This is a genomic window from Leucobacter sp. 1207-22 (genome assembly GCF_052850455.1).
In genome coordinates this window covers 374,856-389,936 of the sequence record NZ_VXCR01000003.1, presented here as the reverse complement: position 1 = coordinate 389,936, position 15,081 = coordinate 374,856, and the positions used below count along the sequence as shown (strand labels likewise).

Genomic DNA, 15,081 nt, shown 5'->3' with positions numbered 1-15,081 from the left:
CCTTTCGGTGGAGCTGAAATATTCCTCGAAAGACTTTAGCCCTATTCTGAGGCGATATACACCTTGCGGATGTGATTTTCCACAGTCCAGCGCGTACGGGACCCGCCAACGAGTCGCATGACGTCACCCTGAGCGACCTCAACGGGCCCATCGATGACGTTGTTTTCGTTGTCGAGGAACTCGATCCGCGCGCCGCCGGAAAGCACGACAAACAGCTCGTCAACCTCGGTATCGGTCACGATGCCTTCGCGGAGCTCCCAGATGCCGACATCAGCGGTTCCCATCGTGCCGAGCTCTGCGATGCCCTGGCGAGGCAAGCCCGACACCGTGTCTGCGGCGTCAACTGGCTCAAGCTCGATCGGGGTGGTTGTTGCACTGACCGCGAGATTCTTGCCCTCGGGAAGCAGTTCGGCGCTCACGAGTCGAACCCAAGGCCGAGAGCGTCAAGGGTCTTCAGCAACATGTTGCGCTTGCCCTGGTTGTGGTCGGCACGGTCAAGTGCCCAGCGCGTCGCGTTGATGCCGATGGAGGCCGCGGGCTCTGGCGGGAAGGGCAGCGGCACCTTCTTGACCATTTCGACCTCGGTGCGCTCAGTGACGCGACCTTCCAGACGGTCGACGATGACGTCTGCCGCGAAGTGGGTCGTACCAACGCCGAGACCAGTGAAGCCAGAGACGTACTGCACGCGACCACCGAATGCCTCGCCAAAGAAGGCACAGAAGCGGGTGCTCGTGTCGATGACACCGGCCCAACGGTGTGTGAACTTCAGTCCTTCCAGCTGCGGGAACGTCGTGAAGAAGTGACTTGCAAGACGGCGGTGGCTCTCCATGCGATCTTCGTATTCGGCCTTGATCTTGCCACCAGTGAAGTAGACAGCGTCGTAACCGCCCCAGAGAATGCGGTTGTCAGTGGTCAGGCGTGAGTAGTGGAACTGGTTCGCCATGTCGGCGAGGCCCTCACGGCCCTCCCAACCGATCGACTTCAACTGAGCGTCGGTGAGGGGTTCAGTCATCAGCACGTAGTCGTAGACCGGAACAGTGTGCAGGCGGTAGCGCTTGAGCAGCGATGGGAAGACATTGGTGCAGAGCGCGGCGCGCTCAGCGCTCACGGTGCCCGCATCAGTGACAAGGCGGATCGGCCCGAACTTGTCACCCTCGAGCTTGGTGACTGGTGAGCGCTCGAAAATCTCTACGCCGATCTCGGTCGCGTGACGAGCGAGTTCAGCGGCGAGCTTTGCCGGGTGGATGCTCGCGTTCTCACGGGGCGAGTACTCGCCGCCGAGGAAGGTGGGTGAGTTAATACGCTTCCGAGTTTCCTCGGCGTTCAGCGTTTGCACGAGCGGATCTGGACTCTCGCCGAGCCAATCGACCTGGTACGGCGCATTCGCGACGCTGAGGGCGCCATTGCGCTCAAACTCTGCGTCAAGCTTGTTGTCTGCGATGAACTTCTCGATTGCGTCGAGGTTCTCGTAGCCAAGGCGACGAAGGATGCCAGTTTCGTTCGGCCAGCGCGCCTCAGCGTTGGGCTCGCCGTGGGTGATGCTTGCTTCGCAGAAGCCACCGTTGCGCCCGGATGCTGCCCACCCGACCTCGACCGCTTCAAGCAGCACGATACGGCGCTCGGGGTGCTCGGCCTTGAGCTTGATGGCAGTCCACAGCCCAGCGTAACCGCCGCCAACGACCACGTCGTCTGCGGTGAGGTCATTGCCGAGCTTCGGGTAGCGAGCTGCCGAATCGCGAATGTCGTCGAGCCAGAAGCACGCGAGCTTGGTGTCAGCGAGCGATGCGTCAACCGTGTGTGCTGCGGGTGGATTTGTCTCGAAAATGGTGGGTTCCATGAACGTCCTTGTCTAGTTGAACCCCTGCGCTCTTGCGAACGCGGGTGTCAGTACCGTTCACGATCTTTCCACAACATCGAGCAGAACGCTAGTGATTAGTCAAAGCCATTGACTAATCACACTCGCGGTTTACTTCCGACGTTTGTTCGTGTCTTCGTCTGCTGGTGGACGCATGATTGCGCCGGTAGCAAGACCCATCGCGAGGCCAGCAGGGAGCCACAGCCAGAACTGTGTGAGCAAGCTCAGAATGAGCCCCATGACAGCGCCCATAATGAGCGCCACGATGATCTGCTTACGCCGCGCTTCAGGGCTCACTTCGGGCTTCGAGTTCTTGCCATTGCGGCCCGAGTTCACTGGCTTCTTGCTCATGCTCCCAGCCTACGCGCCGCGTCTTGATCGGCCTGATCCATTGCTGAGAGTTTTGTCACCAGATCAGTAGGCGCGCCCTTGTGCTCGGCAATTGCAGCAAGTTGCCCCGTTGCGCGTGCAATCTTCGCAAAGCTTGGCGAGACCACTGCGCCCGCCGCGAGCAGCACCGGCTCAAGGGCATCGAGCGCAGTCACACCAACACCTGCACCCTCTGGCGCAATCGACTCAGCTTCCCACTCACGCCACGCACGACTGACACCAGCACGCTCGTCGCGAGCTACCACCCGATCGTCAGCAAGCTCAATTCGGTCTTCTCCGAGCTCATTCACCAAACGGATCGCAAGGCGCGTCGTCGCAATCTCGGCAATGACCTGAACGCTGCCAACTGCATCGCCGATCCGCGTACGGATTTCGTCTACCAGGCCCGCAGGCATTTCAGGAGCGGGCGGCCAGGCAAGTTCCCGTGCACCAAGCTCATTCTTTTCTTTCAGGTGCCAGCCAGCATCAGCGCCACCCTCGCGCACCCGCACCGCGACTCGCTGCTTGCCCAGTGCGCCATCACGGGTGTCGAAGTAACGGGCCACCATGCGATGTTCAACACGCTCAGCAACACGCAAGCCTGCAGAGTCAAAATCTGCTGGCACTTCGGCACCCCATGCGACGTCATACTTTCGTTCGACCTCGATGGATTCGTGCGCCTTCTGTTCGCTCATGTTCCAAGCCTAACGAGGGAGCGCAGTCGCCGCCGCTCGATACACTAGCGATGTGGATAACCTGCTTCAGCGCGGCATCGCTACGCTCACCGAGACGCGCGCTCGACTTATCGCCGCAGAGGTAGCGCCAGAAGAGTTTGCCGAGTATCTGCCTGAGCGACGCAAGTTCCTCATCACCCGTGCCGCACGCATGCGCCCCGTGGGTCAGGTGTGGCGACTCGGTACGCTGCTGCTCCGCTCAGACGATCCCGCCCCTGGCGAACCGCTGCTGTACGCAGCAGGCTCGGTCACCCGTGCTGCAGAGCGTGGCCGTCCGAACAACACCTCAGTATCACGTGAAGAACGCCGTGAGATTGCTGCAGCGGCACTTCGCGGCGGCTATCCCGAGGGCACCTCCGTCAACTACGACGCTACAGCCTTACCGTTTACTGACGAGGGTCTTGCTGCTTGCGTTGCAGATACTTCGCTTCCGCTCGGCATCGCCGACGGCGAACTGCGGGTACGGTGGCGTGCAGGAGCGGGGCTCGAAGGCGCGCCAGTGCTCGCTACTTACCTGTCTGAGCGACTTGAATTCTTGGTGAACCCGCCGCAGGGCGCCTAACAGTCTCACCCACGAGGCCGTATGCTCACACCATGGCAATGTCGCATACCGCCCCTCAGCACAGCCGCGTAGCACTCATTTCGGGCGCTGGCTCCCCCACCGGCATCGGCTTCGCAGCTGCAACCCGCCTCGTTCGCGCTGGCTATCACGTGGCCATCGGAGCAACCACGGGGCGGATCCACGAGCGCGCCGCAGAACTCAACGCGCTCGCAACCGAACTGGGCTCCATTGACGTTCCACTCGGACAACCGGTTGCCATCGGGGTCACCGCCGACCTCACCACTGAGGAAGGGGCCGAACATCTCGTCTCGAGCACGCTGTCTGCTTTTGGTCGGCTCGATGTTCTTGTGAACAACGCTGGTATGACTTCGGTGTCAGACCCTGAGGATCCGCAGCCTGCCACCGCGCTCGACCGCACCGGCTGGGAACATGCGCTGAAACGAAATCTCACTACTGCATATCTCGTCACTCGCAACGCGATCCCGCATCTTTCCGAGGCCCAGCACGGGCGCATTGTCACCGTCTCGTCGGTCTCGGGACCGCTCATGGCCTACCGCGGTGACGTCGGCTACCACGCGGCCAAGGCAGGACTTGTCGGTCTCACCCGCTCACTCGCCGTCGACCTCGCAGACACAGGAGTGACGTCGAACGCCGTCGCTCCGGGGTGGATCAACACCGGCTCAGCCACCGAACACGAGAACCGGATGGGTGATGCCACACCTCTCGGCCGGTCTGGCACCCCGGACGAGGTTGCTGCCCTTATTGAGTTCCTTGCCTCACCGGGGGCATCGTACGTTACCGGCCAGGTGATCGCGGTGGACGGCGGCAACACGATCCAGGACGAGCAGGGCGGCTGGTAGCTGACCCGCTGCGCGTGGCCTGAGTTCCTGCGCTCTTTGCTCCCGGCTCCCTGCTCCCTCCCGACCCCCGCGAGAACGACCGTTTTTCCCGAGAACGGGCGTTATTTGCGCATGAAAGTGGACTCGTTGCAAGAAGCGGCACGTTTCACCGGGTTAGCGCACGAGCACGGCGCACGGGCACGGCGAATTAGCGACGCGGGCGCGGATCAGCGCTTCGCACCCGCCACCCAAAGTGCAACCCCGAGTACCGCTGTCAGCGGGCGATAGTACTTCTCGTCAAGCTCACGAAACTTCTTCCCTGATTCGGGAAGCCCCAATACTGCGAGTGCAGCCTCACCGCCAAGCACAGAGCGGAGAACGAGCGCACTGCCCATGAGGCGAAGTCCGGTGCGCTGCATGCGCCCGTTTCCGAGCATCCCTGTTGCCAAGAGCGCCGCTGTACCCGTACCGGCAGCAACTATAAGCGTGGGACCGGCTTCAGGCATCTCAATCGCCGAGCCAACTGTCGCTTCCGCCAGTTTCTTCTTGTTCTTGGCGGGCCAGGAGGACCCCGCAGCCCACGCAACGTGCAGAGCTGAGACGGCAGCAAGTCCGGTGAACCCGATGACCCGTGCTGAGGTAGTGAACGCTCGACGCATGCCGCCAGCATAACTTGCCCAGTCACCGAAATCCGCGGGAAAGCTTCGATTGTGGACTGCAACAAACGCGCCCAAACATTCCCTAGCTCCGCATTTCCAGGACTACAAAACGAAAGAAAACTCGGAGAACTATCAGATCACAGGACTAGCGTTTCCTATGTATTACATATTTCAAGCACCCAAGAAACCTGTCTATTTGATGCTGGTTCTTCGAGCTTTCACTCGGTCGCTGCCTCAACAGCGCACTCACTTCGCGTCAGCCATTGACGCAAAGCTCGCTAAGGTGAAGACTTAAGTTACACCTGTGAGCTTTCTCGCTTCAGGTCTTTCAGAGATTGTCTAAATTACCCAAATGAATCCGAACACCCGCCGCGCCCGTGAAGCAGAAATGTACATTGATGCGGCGCAGGCAAACAACGGTGGATTGCTCCTGGTGGTTGGCACAAGCGGTCTTGGAAAGACGTTCTTCCTGAAGCGTCTCCGAGAGACGGCGTCTGCCGCTGAGCTTGGCCCGATCCACGTCGCAGCAGCCGACGAAAACGAGCAGCAGACCCGATATGCGCTCATCGAGCGGCTCCTCGGCGCTGGCCTTGACGTGCCAGGTCTCCTCAGCGCACAGACAGAGCCTGACGACATTGCTCGGCTACTCATTCACCGTCTGGTGCCACCGGTTTCACACCGGGTCCGCACGATCCTGCTCGATGACATGCAGTGGGCGGACCCCGATTCCACTCAGATCCTGCGCTACATCGTGCCTCGTCTTGCAGGCCGTGGCGTCTTCTTCGTGCTCGCCTCTCGCCCGCCAGTAGAAGAGCACACACTAATGTGGCACCTGCAGGATGAAGCCCCACTGCACCAGAACTGGCAATGCATCGAGTTGCTCGAACTTTCAGTTGTTGACGTGCAAGACATGGCGCTCGACCGGTTTGGCACTGGCATCTCGCGGAAGATGGCGCAGCGCGTGCGTGACCTCACAGGCGGGTCATTCGCCCAGGTGAGCAGCATGTTTGATGAGCTCACGCAAGAAGAAGCGCAAAGTCTGCACCTGCGCACAGACTTCCCCGCTCGACTGCAAAAAGGGCGCGATAATTCCCAGCTTGTCGAACGATACACATCGCTGACACCAGCCGGTCAGTTCGCTGTTGAGATCGTCACGCTCGCGGCGACACCCATCGAGCTCAGCACAGTTTTGCGCGTTGCAGACCTGCTGCAACTTCCCATCGACACGTCTGAAGCACTCACACACGAGCTCGTTCACGAGGTGGACTTTGGCGATTCACTCGCACCTGGGCACCCGCTGCTTGTCGAGTCTGCAGATTCAGACGACAGCTTCATGTCTGTGGAGCGGTCCAAAGAAATTCTCAGTGCGCTCGCATCGTTGACCTACGGCCACCGCTCACTGGTATTCGCGCTTCGTGCAGCAACGACACTCACCCCAGAGCTTCGTGAGGCCGTCGATCAGGACGTGCAAGACGCACTCGCTGTCAACAACGTCATCTTTGTCAATGAGACGATCCGCCGATGCCTACAGATCACTGAGGGCGCCGAGCACGATGACCTCCTCATTGAACTGTTGCTGCACTGCTTTAGGCACAAGGCAGGGTTCTTGGTACTCGACCTCCTCACAAAGGTCGAGGCACTTCCGAACTCGCCGCTGCGCGAATGCCTCGCGATCCTCATCCGCACTTATCAGTTGAAGGATCACGACCCCATGGAACGCATCACTGCGCTCCTCGCGCTCACCGACGATTCACCTGATACGAAGACCATCCAGGCATTCGTTTCGTTCCTCGTCGTCATCGCGCAGCTCCGCAGCCGTGACACCGCAGCTGTTAGTCGTCTCATCGCACCCGCGCTGGAGTTGTGGGCAACAGCACCAGAGTCACCTGATGAGTTGAGCGACCAGCGCCTTGCGTGGATGGTTGCCCCGCGCGAGTACGAACTCTTGCTTGAGTGTTTCCGTCTGGTTCCACTCTCGATTGAGGGGAAGAACGAAGAAATCGCCGATCGACTCCCCCGGCTGGTCGACCGAGCGATGGCGCTGCGACCCACACCGCACAAGATCGATGTGCTCGTAGCGCTCGCGGGTGCAGCGATGTCGCTCGGTCGCGTCTCGCAGGCATACGAGCTTGCCAGCGAGGGCTTTCACCTGCTCGAGGGGCAGCCTCGGCCGTGGTCGGCTGGCGGGATTCGCATCATCTACGCTCACACCCTCGCGCTACGCGGCCGCTTCAACGAAGCGCTCCAACTCGTGAAGCAGTTCGAGCAGCAGGCATACGAGTTCCTTGATGTCGAGGTCCGACTGACTCTGTCAGCGCTGCACGCGTGGCTTGCGACTCTCACGGGAGCCGAAGATCCCGCGCCGTATCAGCTCGGCGCTCAGCGGCTCTACAACTTGCACTGGGAGGCCTACGGCATCGATCTGGTGCTCTTCGCTGAGGTCGAGGCCGCCTTCCTCGCAGGACAGCACGCCGAAGTGATCGCGCTGACCGAGCCTCACCGATACCGCACGTTCACGTCAACGCGGCACGGTTTTCTCACTTATCGCACGCTCTCGTTCATCGCGCTGGGTGACTTCGTTTCTGCCGAACTCCTCATCGCGGATCTCACACGCCGCAACGGAGCAGACTGGTACGAGACCTACGGCACGATTGACTGGCTCTCCGCCAAGCTTGCCTATGCGGCACAGAAAGATCCGCGCATCGCTGACCCTGCCATTGAGCGGGCGTTTGAGCGTGCAATTGCGGCAACTGAGCTTCCGTTGTATCGCGGTCGAACGATTCGTGACTTCGTGCACTACCTGCGGTCGACCGGGCAACACACCGCCGCAGACTCGTGGACGACCCAGGCACAACAGATATTCACGACGCTGGGCGCCGCGGCGGATCTCGCCGAACTTCAGGCTGTGAATGAGACCAGGCCGCAGGCTCCCGCGCTGCCAACTGCGAGCACCCCACTTGACGGGCTGACACCGCGCGAGCTAGAAATTGCGAACTTCATCGCTGAGGGCCACTCGACGAATAACATCGCTCAAACCCTGGTGATTTCGCCAGCGACAGTTCGATTCCACGTCTCCAACATTCTCACCAAGCTCGACCTGACGTCGCGCGGCGAGATCGCAAAGGTGTTCTACGAGGCGCGCGTCGACTAGGCGACTTCGTCCCGTTGTGCATGCTTGCGCCGCGCAACAACGAGGGAGCCACCAGCGCCCACGAGCACAGTCGCTCCGACCAGCAGCAGGTTCAGCTGAGTACCACCGGTATTCGCGAGCCCGTGTTCTTGTCCAGTTGTTCCGCCAGGTGAGGGCTTCTCTGGAAGCGGCTTCGAAGGCCAAATCTCGTCAGTGTCACCGCTCAGGGTAAACAGCACATCGAAGGTCGCTTCTCGAGGATCCACATTCGCCCCGTTTCCAGAGGTCGATTCAGCTGGGAAATCGTATGAGAGCGTCAGCTCAACAGTCTCGCCACGTTTAACCGGCACCTCCGCGATGTCAGTGATGCCAGCAGCTGCGAGCTCGGTGAACGAGGCTTCACCGCCGTTCCAGGTGATCTTGACGTCGTCATAAAAGTCGCCCTGGTCACCTGCGCCTGCAAAGTCGTCTGAGCCTTCAGGCGCCACGTGATCCGCGTTGTGATGCACGTCTGGAGCACCTGGCGCGAGCAGTGAAACCTCACGGATGTCGGCATACAACACCGCTGGGCCAGGACCAACGTTCTTGACCTTGATCGTGCGCTCTGCACGATCACCAGGCACGGCAACGGGCATTCCGAAGAAGCTCTCAGTCGCAGAAACCGGAGCGCCATCAGCCCACGCAAGCTCAATCGCAGCACCATCAGACATTGGCTCTGATTCGTGAACTGCGGCGAACGCTGGCTGCGACACGAAGAACGAGCCGATGACGATTCCAACGCCCGCGGTGAACGCCACCATTCGAGACGTGCGGTGTGTATGTGTCATCACTGGTTCTCCTGACCGGGACGGAAGGTCTGGTACGTGAGGCTGATCTTGTGCTGCGATTCGGCATCGAGATCAACGTTGCCAAGCACCTGGGCAGTCCAATCATCGGATGCCTGCACCTGGGCACCTGCGGGGTCTGTACCAGTGACGGTCGCGGTGTTCGTGTACGACCCTGACCCTGGCACATCTCCGAGCGTCGCGACGAGGCACCAATGCTCGATGACTGGGCTGGTCGAGGTCGAGTAATCTGCGGTCACCGTTGTGGATCGCACGGGGGCGGATCCGGTAGTGAACGCATACCCGCCAGCCTTCTCCGCTGCCGACACCGTGCAACCTGCAGCGTTTGGCACGCTCACGAGCACCAGCTGCGAAGCCCCAAAGATGCCCGTCCCCCAATTGGGTGCGGTGATGTCGTAGGTAAGCCCCTTGTTGCCCTGGCTCACTGACGCTGTCTCGAAAGGAATCGCGACGGCCTTCTTTTCGAGGAGAGTCTTGGCCGCATCTTTTCCAATGGCGAACGAGACTTTGCCGCTTTCGGCGGGAGTAACTGCTCCGGCGGTACCAGCGGCAAACGACTCAAACCCAGTGCGCGCGGATCCGCTCGCACCAGCCTGCTGACTCCACAGCGCAAAGGTCGCACCCGCCGTCACGGCGATGCCCAGTGCGAATGCGAGGGAGCCGACGAGTAGGCCTTTGCCACGGCGCGGGGCGCGCGCTGCGTGTGCGTTCATGAGTTCTCTCCATCCGGGCGTACCTGAGCGAACTCGACGGCAAAGTCTCCGAGGTTCAACGACTGTTCTGCGCTCGTCGCGCCAAACCGGTCACTCAGCGTTGCAAGGTCCACGGTGAATACGACGCGTACCCCCGCGTCGGTTGCGGGAAGCTGGACTGGCTGTGCTTCGGTCGACTGGCCGATCGTCTTCGAACCGGTGATAGCGGCGCCGTTCAAATCTTGGATAACGTACGTCCCGGTGACACCGGCCGGAAGCTTGGGCGTTTGCTTCCAACGCAGGCTCGCGGTCGTGCGCAGGTTGTCGCCCGCTGCGGTGACGGGGAAATCGTAGGTTGCGGTCAGAGTGTCGCCCTGGCGCGCAAGAAAGGTATTCGGGTCGATCACGTGCGGCGATGCGGCAACATCAGCCGATGTCTCACGCCAGACGGGTGCAAGCACCTGTGCGTTGAGATTTCCCGAGGTGATGACAGAGGCATCGGTGGTTGATCCGCCCGACCACATGGCGAGCGTGGTACCAGAGACACCTGCTCCAGCAATGAGTGCCGTGGCTGCAATGATCGGCAGACGCCAGCTCAGTTTCTTCCCCATGTCATCCTTCTGTCAGTTGTGGCTCTGGAGCCGGCTCGTGTGCTGCGTCAGCATCTTGGGACTTCGTGCTGCGCTTCTTCATCCGTGTGCCGACAACGGTTGCGACGCCATATCCGAGAAGCAGTACGCCTGCGGCAGTGATAATGCCTTGTTTGTGCTGCCCGAGCGCAATCGAGACGTACCCGACTTTCGGTACGTGATAGCGCACGCTCCCCATCACCTGTGCTGCGACGATCGGCTCATCGTCGGCAGTGTTTGCGTCGCCCCGGGTCACGTATTCGTTCCCGCTGCTGGTTGCGCGTACTGCAACAACGCGATGTGTGATGAGTGTGGGATCGTCAGACACCGGCTGGAAAGTGACGACGTCGCCAACCGCGTACCGTTCCTTTGGCGCTGATACCACCATGTCACCGGGGTGGTACGTCGGTTCCATCGAGCCGGTCAAAACCGTCAACGCGGCCCCGCCAAGGACACGCGGTATGACCCCGATAAGGAGTGCGACCGCGATTCCGGCTGTGACGATCACTCCAAGCAGGGCGGATCGCACCACATGCCAGATCGAAATCTGGGTGGTGTCTTCATGTGCTCCGTGCTTCATGAGTGATTCCGGCTCCGGTCGGTGCGCGAGTGCATACGACTACGCGCACCGACCAACAGGAGTCAGGTGTCTTATCGAACCTGGACGAGCTCGATGCCCGTCGATGCAAGAGTTGCGGTCGTCTCGGTCAGGTCGCGCGCGCTGGTCGCGGGGTCGAACGTGACCGTCACATCTACAAGAAGCTCTGCGTTGCCGCCGAGCGATGCAGGAATGTTGACCGTGACATCGCCGAAGGTGTTTGCACCTGGAGCCAGACGAAGCGCAGCCTCAGCCGTGTTCTCGTTCGCTGCGACGACCTTGCCGGTTGCGGCGTCCTTGACCTCGTACTTCAGGCCGACAAGACCTGAAGCAAGCGCTCCCTGCAGCGCCTCGTTCTCCGAGAGACGAAGCTCTGCGTTCAGGTTGTCGCCCTTGAGCGCGAGATCCACTGCGAACGAACCCTTGATGGTGTCGCCCGGAACGATCTTGAAGGTGGCAAGATCGATGTTCTTCGGTGTGGTTCCCGAGACGTCCTGCCAAGTGGTGCCGACGAGGTTGACGTCGAGGTTACCTGCGGTGATCTGCCCGCCTGCTTCCTTGACGCTGTCGCTCCAGAGGGCGAATGTCGAGCCACCGAGCAGCAGTGCGCCTCCGGCGACAGCTGCAACGATTCCTGCGGTTGATTTCTTCATGATGTACTCCTGTTTTCGTAGTGAAGTTTGGTGTTTTGAGCGCACGAAGCCTCCCGACCTCGGTCGTGAGAAGTGCGCCCGGGTCTTTACTGAGCGGTGACTGGGCCGCTGGCCGTGCAAGTCATCGACTTCCCGGCCTGCAACGTGTCTGTCGGGCAATTCACGCTGGCTACTTTGTCGTCAGTGACGGTGATGCCAGTGAGTGTCGTCTGTCCGGTGTTGGTCACGAGGTACGACCAGCTCACCTTGCGTCCGCTCGCAACGGCAGCGCCGTCGACCAGCTCAGTCGAACCCTTGATTTTCGCCGGGTCTGGGGTATCCCACGCACGCTTCTCGATAGTGACTCCGGGAACCATTCGCTGCACGTTCGTGAACTCACAGCTCACCTGGTCACCAGGTCCCACCTGCAGATTCGCTGCGAGATTCGGGTATTGCTGTGCGGATCCGCCATTCACGGAACAGCTCACACTCTGAAGTGACCAGCCTGCCGATTTCTGGGAATTCGTCATCGCTTCGCTCAGCGACACCTGTGCGGTCTTGGCCGTCGGTGAGCCGAACTCAAGCTGATACGACGCCTTGCCCTGCGCATTGGTGGTGCGTTGTGCACCTGACTTGAGCGTCGCTCCGCTGGAGGTCGCGTTGAAGTTCCAGCCTTCACCGCCTGAAACTGGGCTTTTCGCGCCGTACGCGATCGTCAGTTTCGACACGTCAACGGTTGCCTGACAGGTTGCACCAAGCGCGATGCCTTCGAGCATCGATGAGAGCTGCTTCCAGTCGGCCTGGAAGTAGTCAACGTCATTCAGAGCCGAACCCTTGACGTACTTGTTCTGACCGGAAATTGCGCTGAGGTTCTTGGAGGAACCATTGATGCCCTGTCCCACACCGACCGCGAGCACGCGGGTGCCCTGAGCCTTAATGGCGTTGGCAGAGGAAATCGCACGTTCAACCTGCTCGAACTGGGTGGAGCTGCCAGGCCCAACCATCTTGCGTCCCTCGGTTCCACCTGAGAACGTCGGGAGGCCATCGGTCACAATAACCGCGAGGTCATACGAGTCTTTCGAGGCAGCGACGCTGTAGAGTCCCTCGTCCCAGTTCGTACCGCCGCCAGTTTCGTACTTGTCGATGCGTGACTTGATCGTGTTGAGGTTAGTTCCGCCGTCGATCGTCATGAGCGGGTAGCTCATGCCTGAGGCCTTGTTGTTTCGAGGAGACGCGTCAGCAAAAGTGAACAGTGCGACGGACGACCCGGTTCCCTTAAGCGCGTCAACCATCGACTTTGCAGAGTTCTTCAGGTCGCCGAGCGATCCTGCGACAGATCCCGACAGGTCAAGTACAAGAGCGACCTTCACACCGGTTCGGCAACCGAGGGTGATTTCTGGATTGTTGCGGGACATCGCCCAGGCGCCACTCGAACTTGCAGTACCGCTCGAGGAGTACGTCATAAACGCGGTGCCGGACTCGTAAGTGTTGCCTACGACCAGCTTTGAACCAGTGCGAAACAAATACTTCGTCGCGGTTCCAGCGCCAACCTCAAGCTGTGGATTTATAAACCAGCCAGCAGGAGCGGCCTCGACGCCAACCCAGAACTGACGGTTGTGGTTTTCACCAGCAGGCTCGACCACCCAGCAGCTGAACCAACGGCATTCAGTTTGTTCTGGCTGAGTGTGGGGCACGGTGAACTTGCAGTTGCCATTCGCGTCAGAGACGCAGGTGGCCCACTGCTCGCTGACAGCGTTGCCTGCTCCGTTGCTCGTACCGTCATACAGGCGAAGTGTCACCCCTGCGAGGCCTGTGCGATCCGCGCTGTTGACCTTGCGGTCGCCAGCAACTGACACCGAAATCACCGCAGTATTGGTTGCAACGGGCGCAGCAAGTGGCGCAGGCACAGCATTTCGCTGGCGGGGTGCAGCGGGCGCAGGTGCTGGGTCTTCGGTCGTGTGTTCTTCCACACTTTCATCGGACGCGCCGCCGTCAGCGGTCTCAGCGTCTGCGGATGCGTTTGGATCCGCGTTCGTCTGGCCCGACGTGCTCTCGCCAGGCTCAGTTGCAGCGTTTTCTGCGCCCTGCTGGCCATCAGCCGCAGCTTGGGCAGCAGTGTCTCCACCGGCACCGTCAACAGCGAATGCTGCCGTCTGGCCGACACCGCCGAGCAGTACGACAGCCAGCAGTGCTGCGAGCACCCGATTTCGACGCTGTGACGCACCAAACCGGCGTGCAAAGATTTTGCGCGCGCGCAAGATTGCCCCCTTGATTTGTGAGGCTGTCGTCCCTTCGACAGCCCACTGGCTTCGCTACCTTCGACATTGCGAAGGCACAGCGAACACCCCCTGGAGTCAAACTTATGTTCTGCGCAAAAATTGCACACCAGTCAATTGACTAGGTCTTGCGTTGGACTTTGTGTTGGGGTGCGTTGGGTTCACCCCAACGCACCCCAACACTCGCTAGGTCAAGGCGGAGGGTTCACTACCGACACCTGATGTCGAGATGCCAACACGAACGCCCCATGCGAGCGCAGGAGAGGACGAAGACGTTTAATTAAGAAGTGCCCCAGATAGGAATCGAACCTACGACACCCGCTTTAGGAGAGCGGTGCTCTATCCACTGAGCTACTGAGGCGTGGATCGCGATCACTCAGGAAGTGAACGCAACAGAGCAACCTTACCGCACAGCCCTCTGCTCACCACAACGCAGGCCGCGCATTCAACTCTAAAAACGCCAATGGGCGCTCGACTGAAAAGTCGAGCGCCCATTGAAAGGTAGTTTGTGTCGGTCTTAGCCGAGTCGGATGATGTAATCCGGGTTTGCGCCGTGGTTCTGGTGACCAGCGAACACAACCGTGTCGCCCCAGCCGCCGTGCACTGCCGAGCCGCTGTCTACAGCAACTGCGATGTGGGGTGCGCCAGGCCATACGAGCAGGTCGCCTGCTGCAACGGTAAGCGGGTTGTAAGGGTAGATCGTGCCGTAGCCGTCGAAGCTGCCCACACCGTGGTCGTAGCCGCCCTGGTCGCGACGCTCGGTGAGACCGATCGCTGCAAGCGAGTTCTGTACGAGGTCGGTGCAGTCCATGTTCTGGCCGAGCTGTGCAAGTGCTGCATTCACAACACCCGAAGCGCCAGCGCCCGAAGGAATCATCGGTGCGTCTGAGACCGCTGCCTGGCCCTCTGCATCAGCGCCAGCTGCGGGCTTCTCAGGCACAGCTACCACAGGCTTGGGAATCTCTTCAGTGGGTACTGAAGCCGTGACAATCGGCAGTGCCTTCTCTTCGAAGTCTGCGACAACGAGTGCCTGGTTCTGCGCGCTTGCCTGCACTGCGACGTCCTGAGAGTTCTCAGCGGCGTATGCGGGAAGTGCGACTGCTCCGAAGAGTCCGAGAGCGAGGGTCGCCGCTCCGGCTACCTTTGCTACTCGCTTCGCCTTACCCGGTGCGGGCTGTGATGCGAGCGCGATTTCAGTGCCAGCGTTCTGATTGTTCACGAAAATAACTACCTTACGTTTCTGTCTCCCCGTATTCCGTTG

15 protein-coding genes and 1 tRNA gene are annotated in these 15,081 nt (G+C 60.4%); 3 read left to right on the top strand and 13 right to left on the bottom strand.

From position 1 onward, the window contains the following. Window positions 1-41 precede the first annotated feature (41 nt). From FW756_RS07495 to FW756_RS07480, 4 genes are all read right to left on the bottom strand, one after another. On the bottom strand, window positions 42-419 hold the full coding sequence (locus FW756_RS07495) for a cupin domain-containing protein (RefSeq protein WP_446429530.1): 378 nt from the start codon (window positions 417-419) through the stop codon (window positions 42-44). After that, window positions 416-1,837 carry an NAD(P)/FAD-dependent oxidoreductase gene (locus FW756_RS07490; RefSeq protein WP_446429529.1) on the bottom strand — a complete coding sequence of 474 codons (1,422 nt, stop codon included), beginning with the start codon at window positions 1,835-1,837 and terminating at the stop codon, window positions 416-418. Before FW756_RS07490 ends, FW756_RS07495 begins: the two co-directional genes overlap by 4 nt. A gap of 129 nt (window positions 1,838-1,966) precedes the next feature. Beyond that, entirely contained in the window at window positions 1,967-2,206 is a 240-nt protein-coding gene (locus FW756_RS07485; protein ID WP_446429528.1) for an HPP family protein, read from the bottom strand. Then, entirely contained in the window at window positions 2,203-2,919 is a 717-nt protein-coding gene (locus FW756_RS07480; protein WP_446429527.1) for a CYTH domain-containing protein, read from the bottom strand. Before FW756_RS07480 ends, FW756_RS07485 begins: the two co-directional genes overlap by 4 nt. A 52-nt stretch (window positions 2,920-2,971) precedes the next feature. On the opposite strand from FW756_RS07480, the gene FW756_RS07475 reads away from it, so the two are divergent. Together FW756_RS07475 and FW756_RS07470 are read left to right on the top strand one after the other, a co-directional pair. Next, complete coding sequence (locus FW756_RS07475; RefSeq protein ID WP_446429526.1) at window positions 2,972-3,520, top strand: hypothetical protein; 549 nt, start codon at window positions 2,972-2,974, stop codon at window positions 3,518-3,520. 32 nt (window positions 3,521-3,552) lie between these two features. After that, window positions 3,553-4,380 (top strand): SDR family NAD(P)-dependent oxidoreductase, encoded by an 828-nt coding sequence (locus FW756_RS07470; RefSeq protein ID WP_446429525.1) that lies wholly within the window; start codon window positions 3,553-3,555, stop codon window positions 4,378-4,380. A 206-nt stretch (window positions 4,381-4,586) separates the two neighbouring features. On the opposite strand, the gene FW756_RS07465 is transcribed toward FW756_RS07470, so the two are convergent. Beyond that, complete coding sequence (locus tag FW756_RS07465) at window positions 4,587-5,018, bottom strand: DUF3995 domain-containing protein (RefSeq protein WP_446429524.1); 432 nt, start codon at window positions 5,016-5,018, stop codon at window positions 4,587-4,589. Window positions 5,019-5,370: 352 nt separating this feature from the next. On the opposite strand from FW756_RS07465, the gene FW756_RS07460 reads away from it, so the two are divergent. Further along, a complete protein-coding gene (locus tag FW756_RS07460; protein ID WP_446429523.1) occupies window positions 5,371-8,169 on the top strand; it encodes a LuxR C-terminal-related transcriptional regulator in 2,799 nt (932 codons plus the stop codon). Here the strand turns inward: FW756_RS07460 and FW756_RS07455 are convergent. The 8 genes from FW756_RS07455 to FW756_RS07420 form a co-directional block, all read right to left on the bottom strand. Continuing rightward, complete coding sequence (locus tag FW756_RS07455; protein WP_446429522.1) at window positions 8,166-8,975, bottom strand: LPXTG cell wall anchor domain-containing protein; 810 nt, start codon at window positions 8,973-8,975, stop codon at window positions 8,166-8,168. The two genes, FW756_RS07460 and FW756_RS07455, sit on opposite strands and share 4 nt — an antisense overlap. Next, on the bottom strand, window positions 8,975-9,706 hold the full coding sequence (locus FW756_RS07450) for a hypothetical protein (RefSeq protein ID WP_446429521.1): 732 nt from the start codon (window positions 9,704-9,706) through the stop codon (window positions 8,975-8,977). The genes FW756_RS07455 and FW756_RS07450 overlap by 1 nt, the downstream gene beginning before the upstream one ends. Continuing rightward, window positions 9,703-10,296: a hypothetical protein gene (locus tag FW756_RS07445; RefSeq protein ID WP_446429520.1), complete on the bottom strand. Its 594-nt coding sequence runs from the start codon at window positions 10,294-10,296 to the stop codon at window positions 9,703-9,705. Before FW756_RS07445 ends, FW756_RS07450 begins: the two co-directional genes overlap by 4 nt. Window position 10,297: 1 nt before the next feature. Continuing rightward, window positions 10,298-10,894: a signal peptidase I gene (locus tag FW756_RS07440; RefSeq protein ID WP_446429519.1), complete on the bottom strand. Its 597-nt coding sequence runs from the start codon at window positions 10,892-10,894 to the stop codon at window positions 10,298-10,300. 71 nt (window positions 10,895-10,965) lie between these two features. After that, window positions 10,966-11,565: an alternate-type signal peptide domain-containing protein gene (locus FW756_RS07435; protein ID WP_446429518.1), complete on the bottom strand. Its 600-nt coding sequence runs from the start codon at window positions 11,563-11,565 to the stop codon at window positions 10,966-10,968. Between the two features lie 86 nt (window positions 11,566-11,651). Then, window positions 11,652-13,802 carry a DUF7507 domain-containing protein gene (locus FW756_RS07430; protein WP_446429517.1) on the bottom strand — a complete coding sequence of 717 codons (2,151 nt, stop codon included), beginning with the start codon at window positions 13,800-13,802 and terminating at the stop codon, window positions 11,652-11,654. Window positions 13,803-14,108: 306 nt separating this feature from the next. Next, a tRNA-Arg gene (locus tag FW756_RS07425) sits at window positions 14,109-14,181 on the bottom strand. Window positions 14,182-14,337: 156 nt separating this feature from the next. After that, the gene (locus tag FW756_RS07420) at window positions 14,338-15,039 is read right to left on the bottom strand and encodes a hypothetical protein (protein ID WP_446429516.1); all 702 of its coding nucleotides are present in this window, start codon (window positions 15,037-15,039) and stop codon (window positions 14,338-14,340) included. Window positions 15,040-15,081 lie beyond the last annotated feature (42 nt).

Excerpts from the sequence above, each read along its gene's own strand:
- FW756_RS07465 (WP_446429524.1), bottom strand. The coding sequence starts at position 5,018 with ATGCGTCGAGCGTTCACTACCTCAGCACGGGTCATCGGGTTCACCGGA.
- FW756_RS07445 (WP_446429520.1), bottom strand. The coding sequence starts at position 10,296 with ATGGGGAAGAAACTGAGCTGGCGTCTGCCGATCATTGCAGCCACGGCA.
- FW756_RS07450 (WP_446429521.1), bottom strand. The coding sequence starts at position 9,706 with ATGAACGCACACGCAGCGCGCGCCCCGCGCCGTGGCAAAGGCCTACTC.
- FW756_RS07480 (WP_446429527.1), bottom strand. The coding sequence starts at position 2,919 with ATGAGCGAACAGAAGGCGCACGAATCCATCGAGGTCGAACGAAAGTAT.
- FW756_RS07470 (WP_446429525.1), top strand. The coding sequence starts at position 3,553 with ATGGCAATGTCGCATACCGCCCCTCAGCACAGCCGCGTAGCACTCATT.
- FW756_RS07435 (WP_446429518.1), bottom strand. The coding sequence starts at position 11,565 with ATGAAGAAATCAACCGCAGGAATCGTTGCAGCTGTCGCCGGAGGCGCA.
- FW756_RS07455 (WP_446429522.1), bottom strand. The coding sequence starts at position 8,975 with ATGACACATACACACCGCACGTCTCGAATGGTGGCGTTCACCGCGGGC.
- FW756_RS07485 (WP_446429528.1), bottom strand. The coding sequence starts at position 2,206 with ATGAGCAAGAAGCCAGTGAACTCGGGCCGCAATGGCAAGAACTCGAAG.
- FW756_RS07460 (WP_446429523.1), top strand. The coding sequence starts at position 5,371 with ATGAATCCGAACACCCGCCGCGCCCGTGAAGCAGAAATGTACATTGAT.
- FW756_RS07440 (WP_446429519.1), bottom strand. The coding sequence starts at position 10,894 with ATGAAGCACGGAGCACATGAAGACACCACCCAGATTTCGATCTGGCAT.
- FW756_RS07490 (WP_446429529.1), bottom strand. The coding sequence starts at position 1,837 with ATGGAACCCACCATTTTCGAGACAAATCCACCCGCAGCACACACGGTT.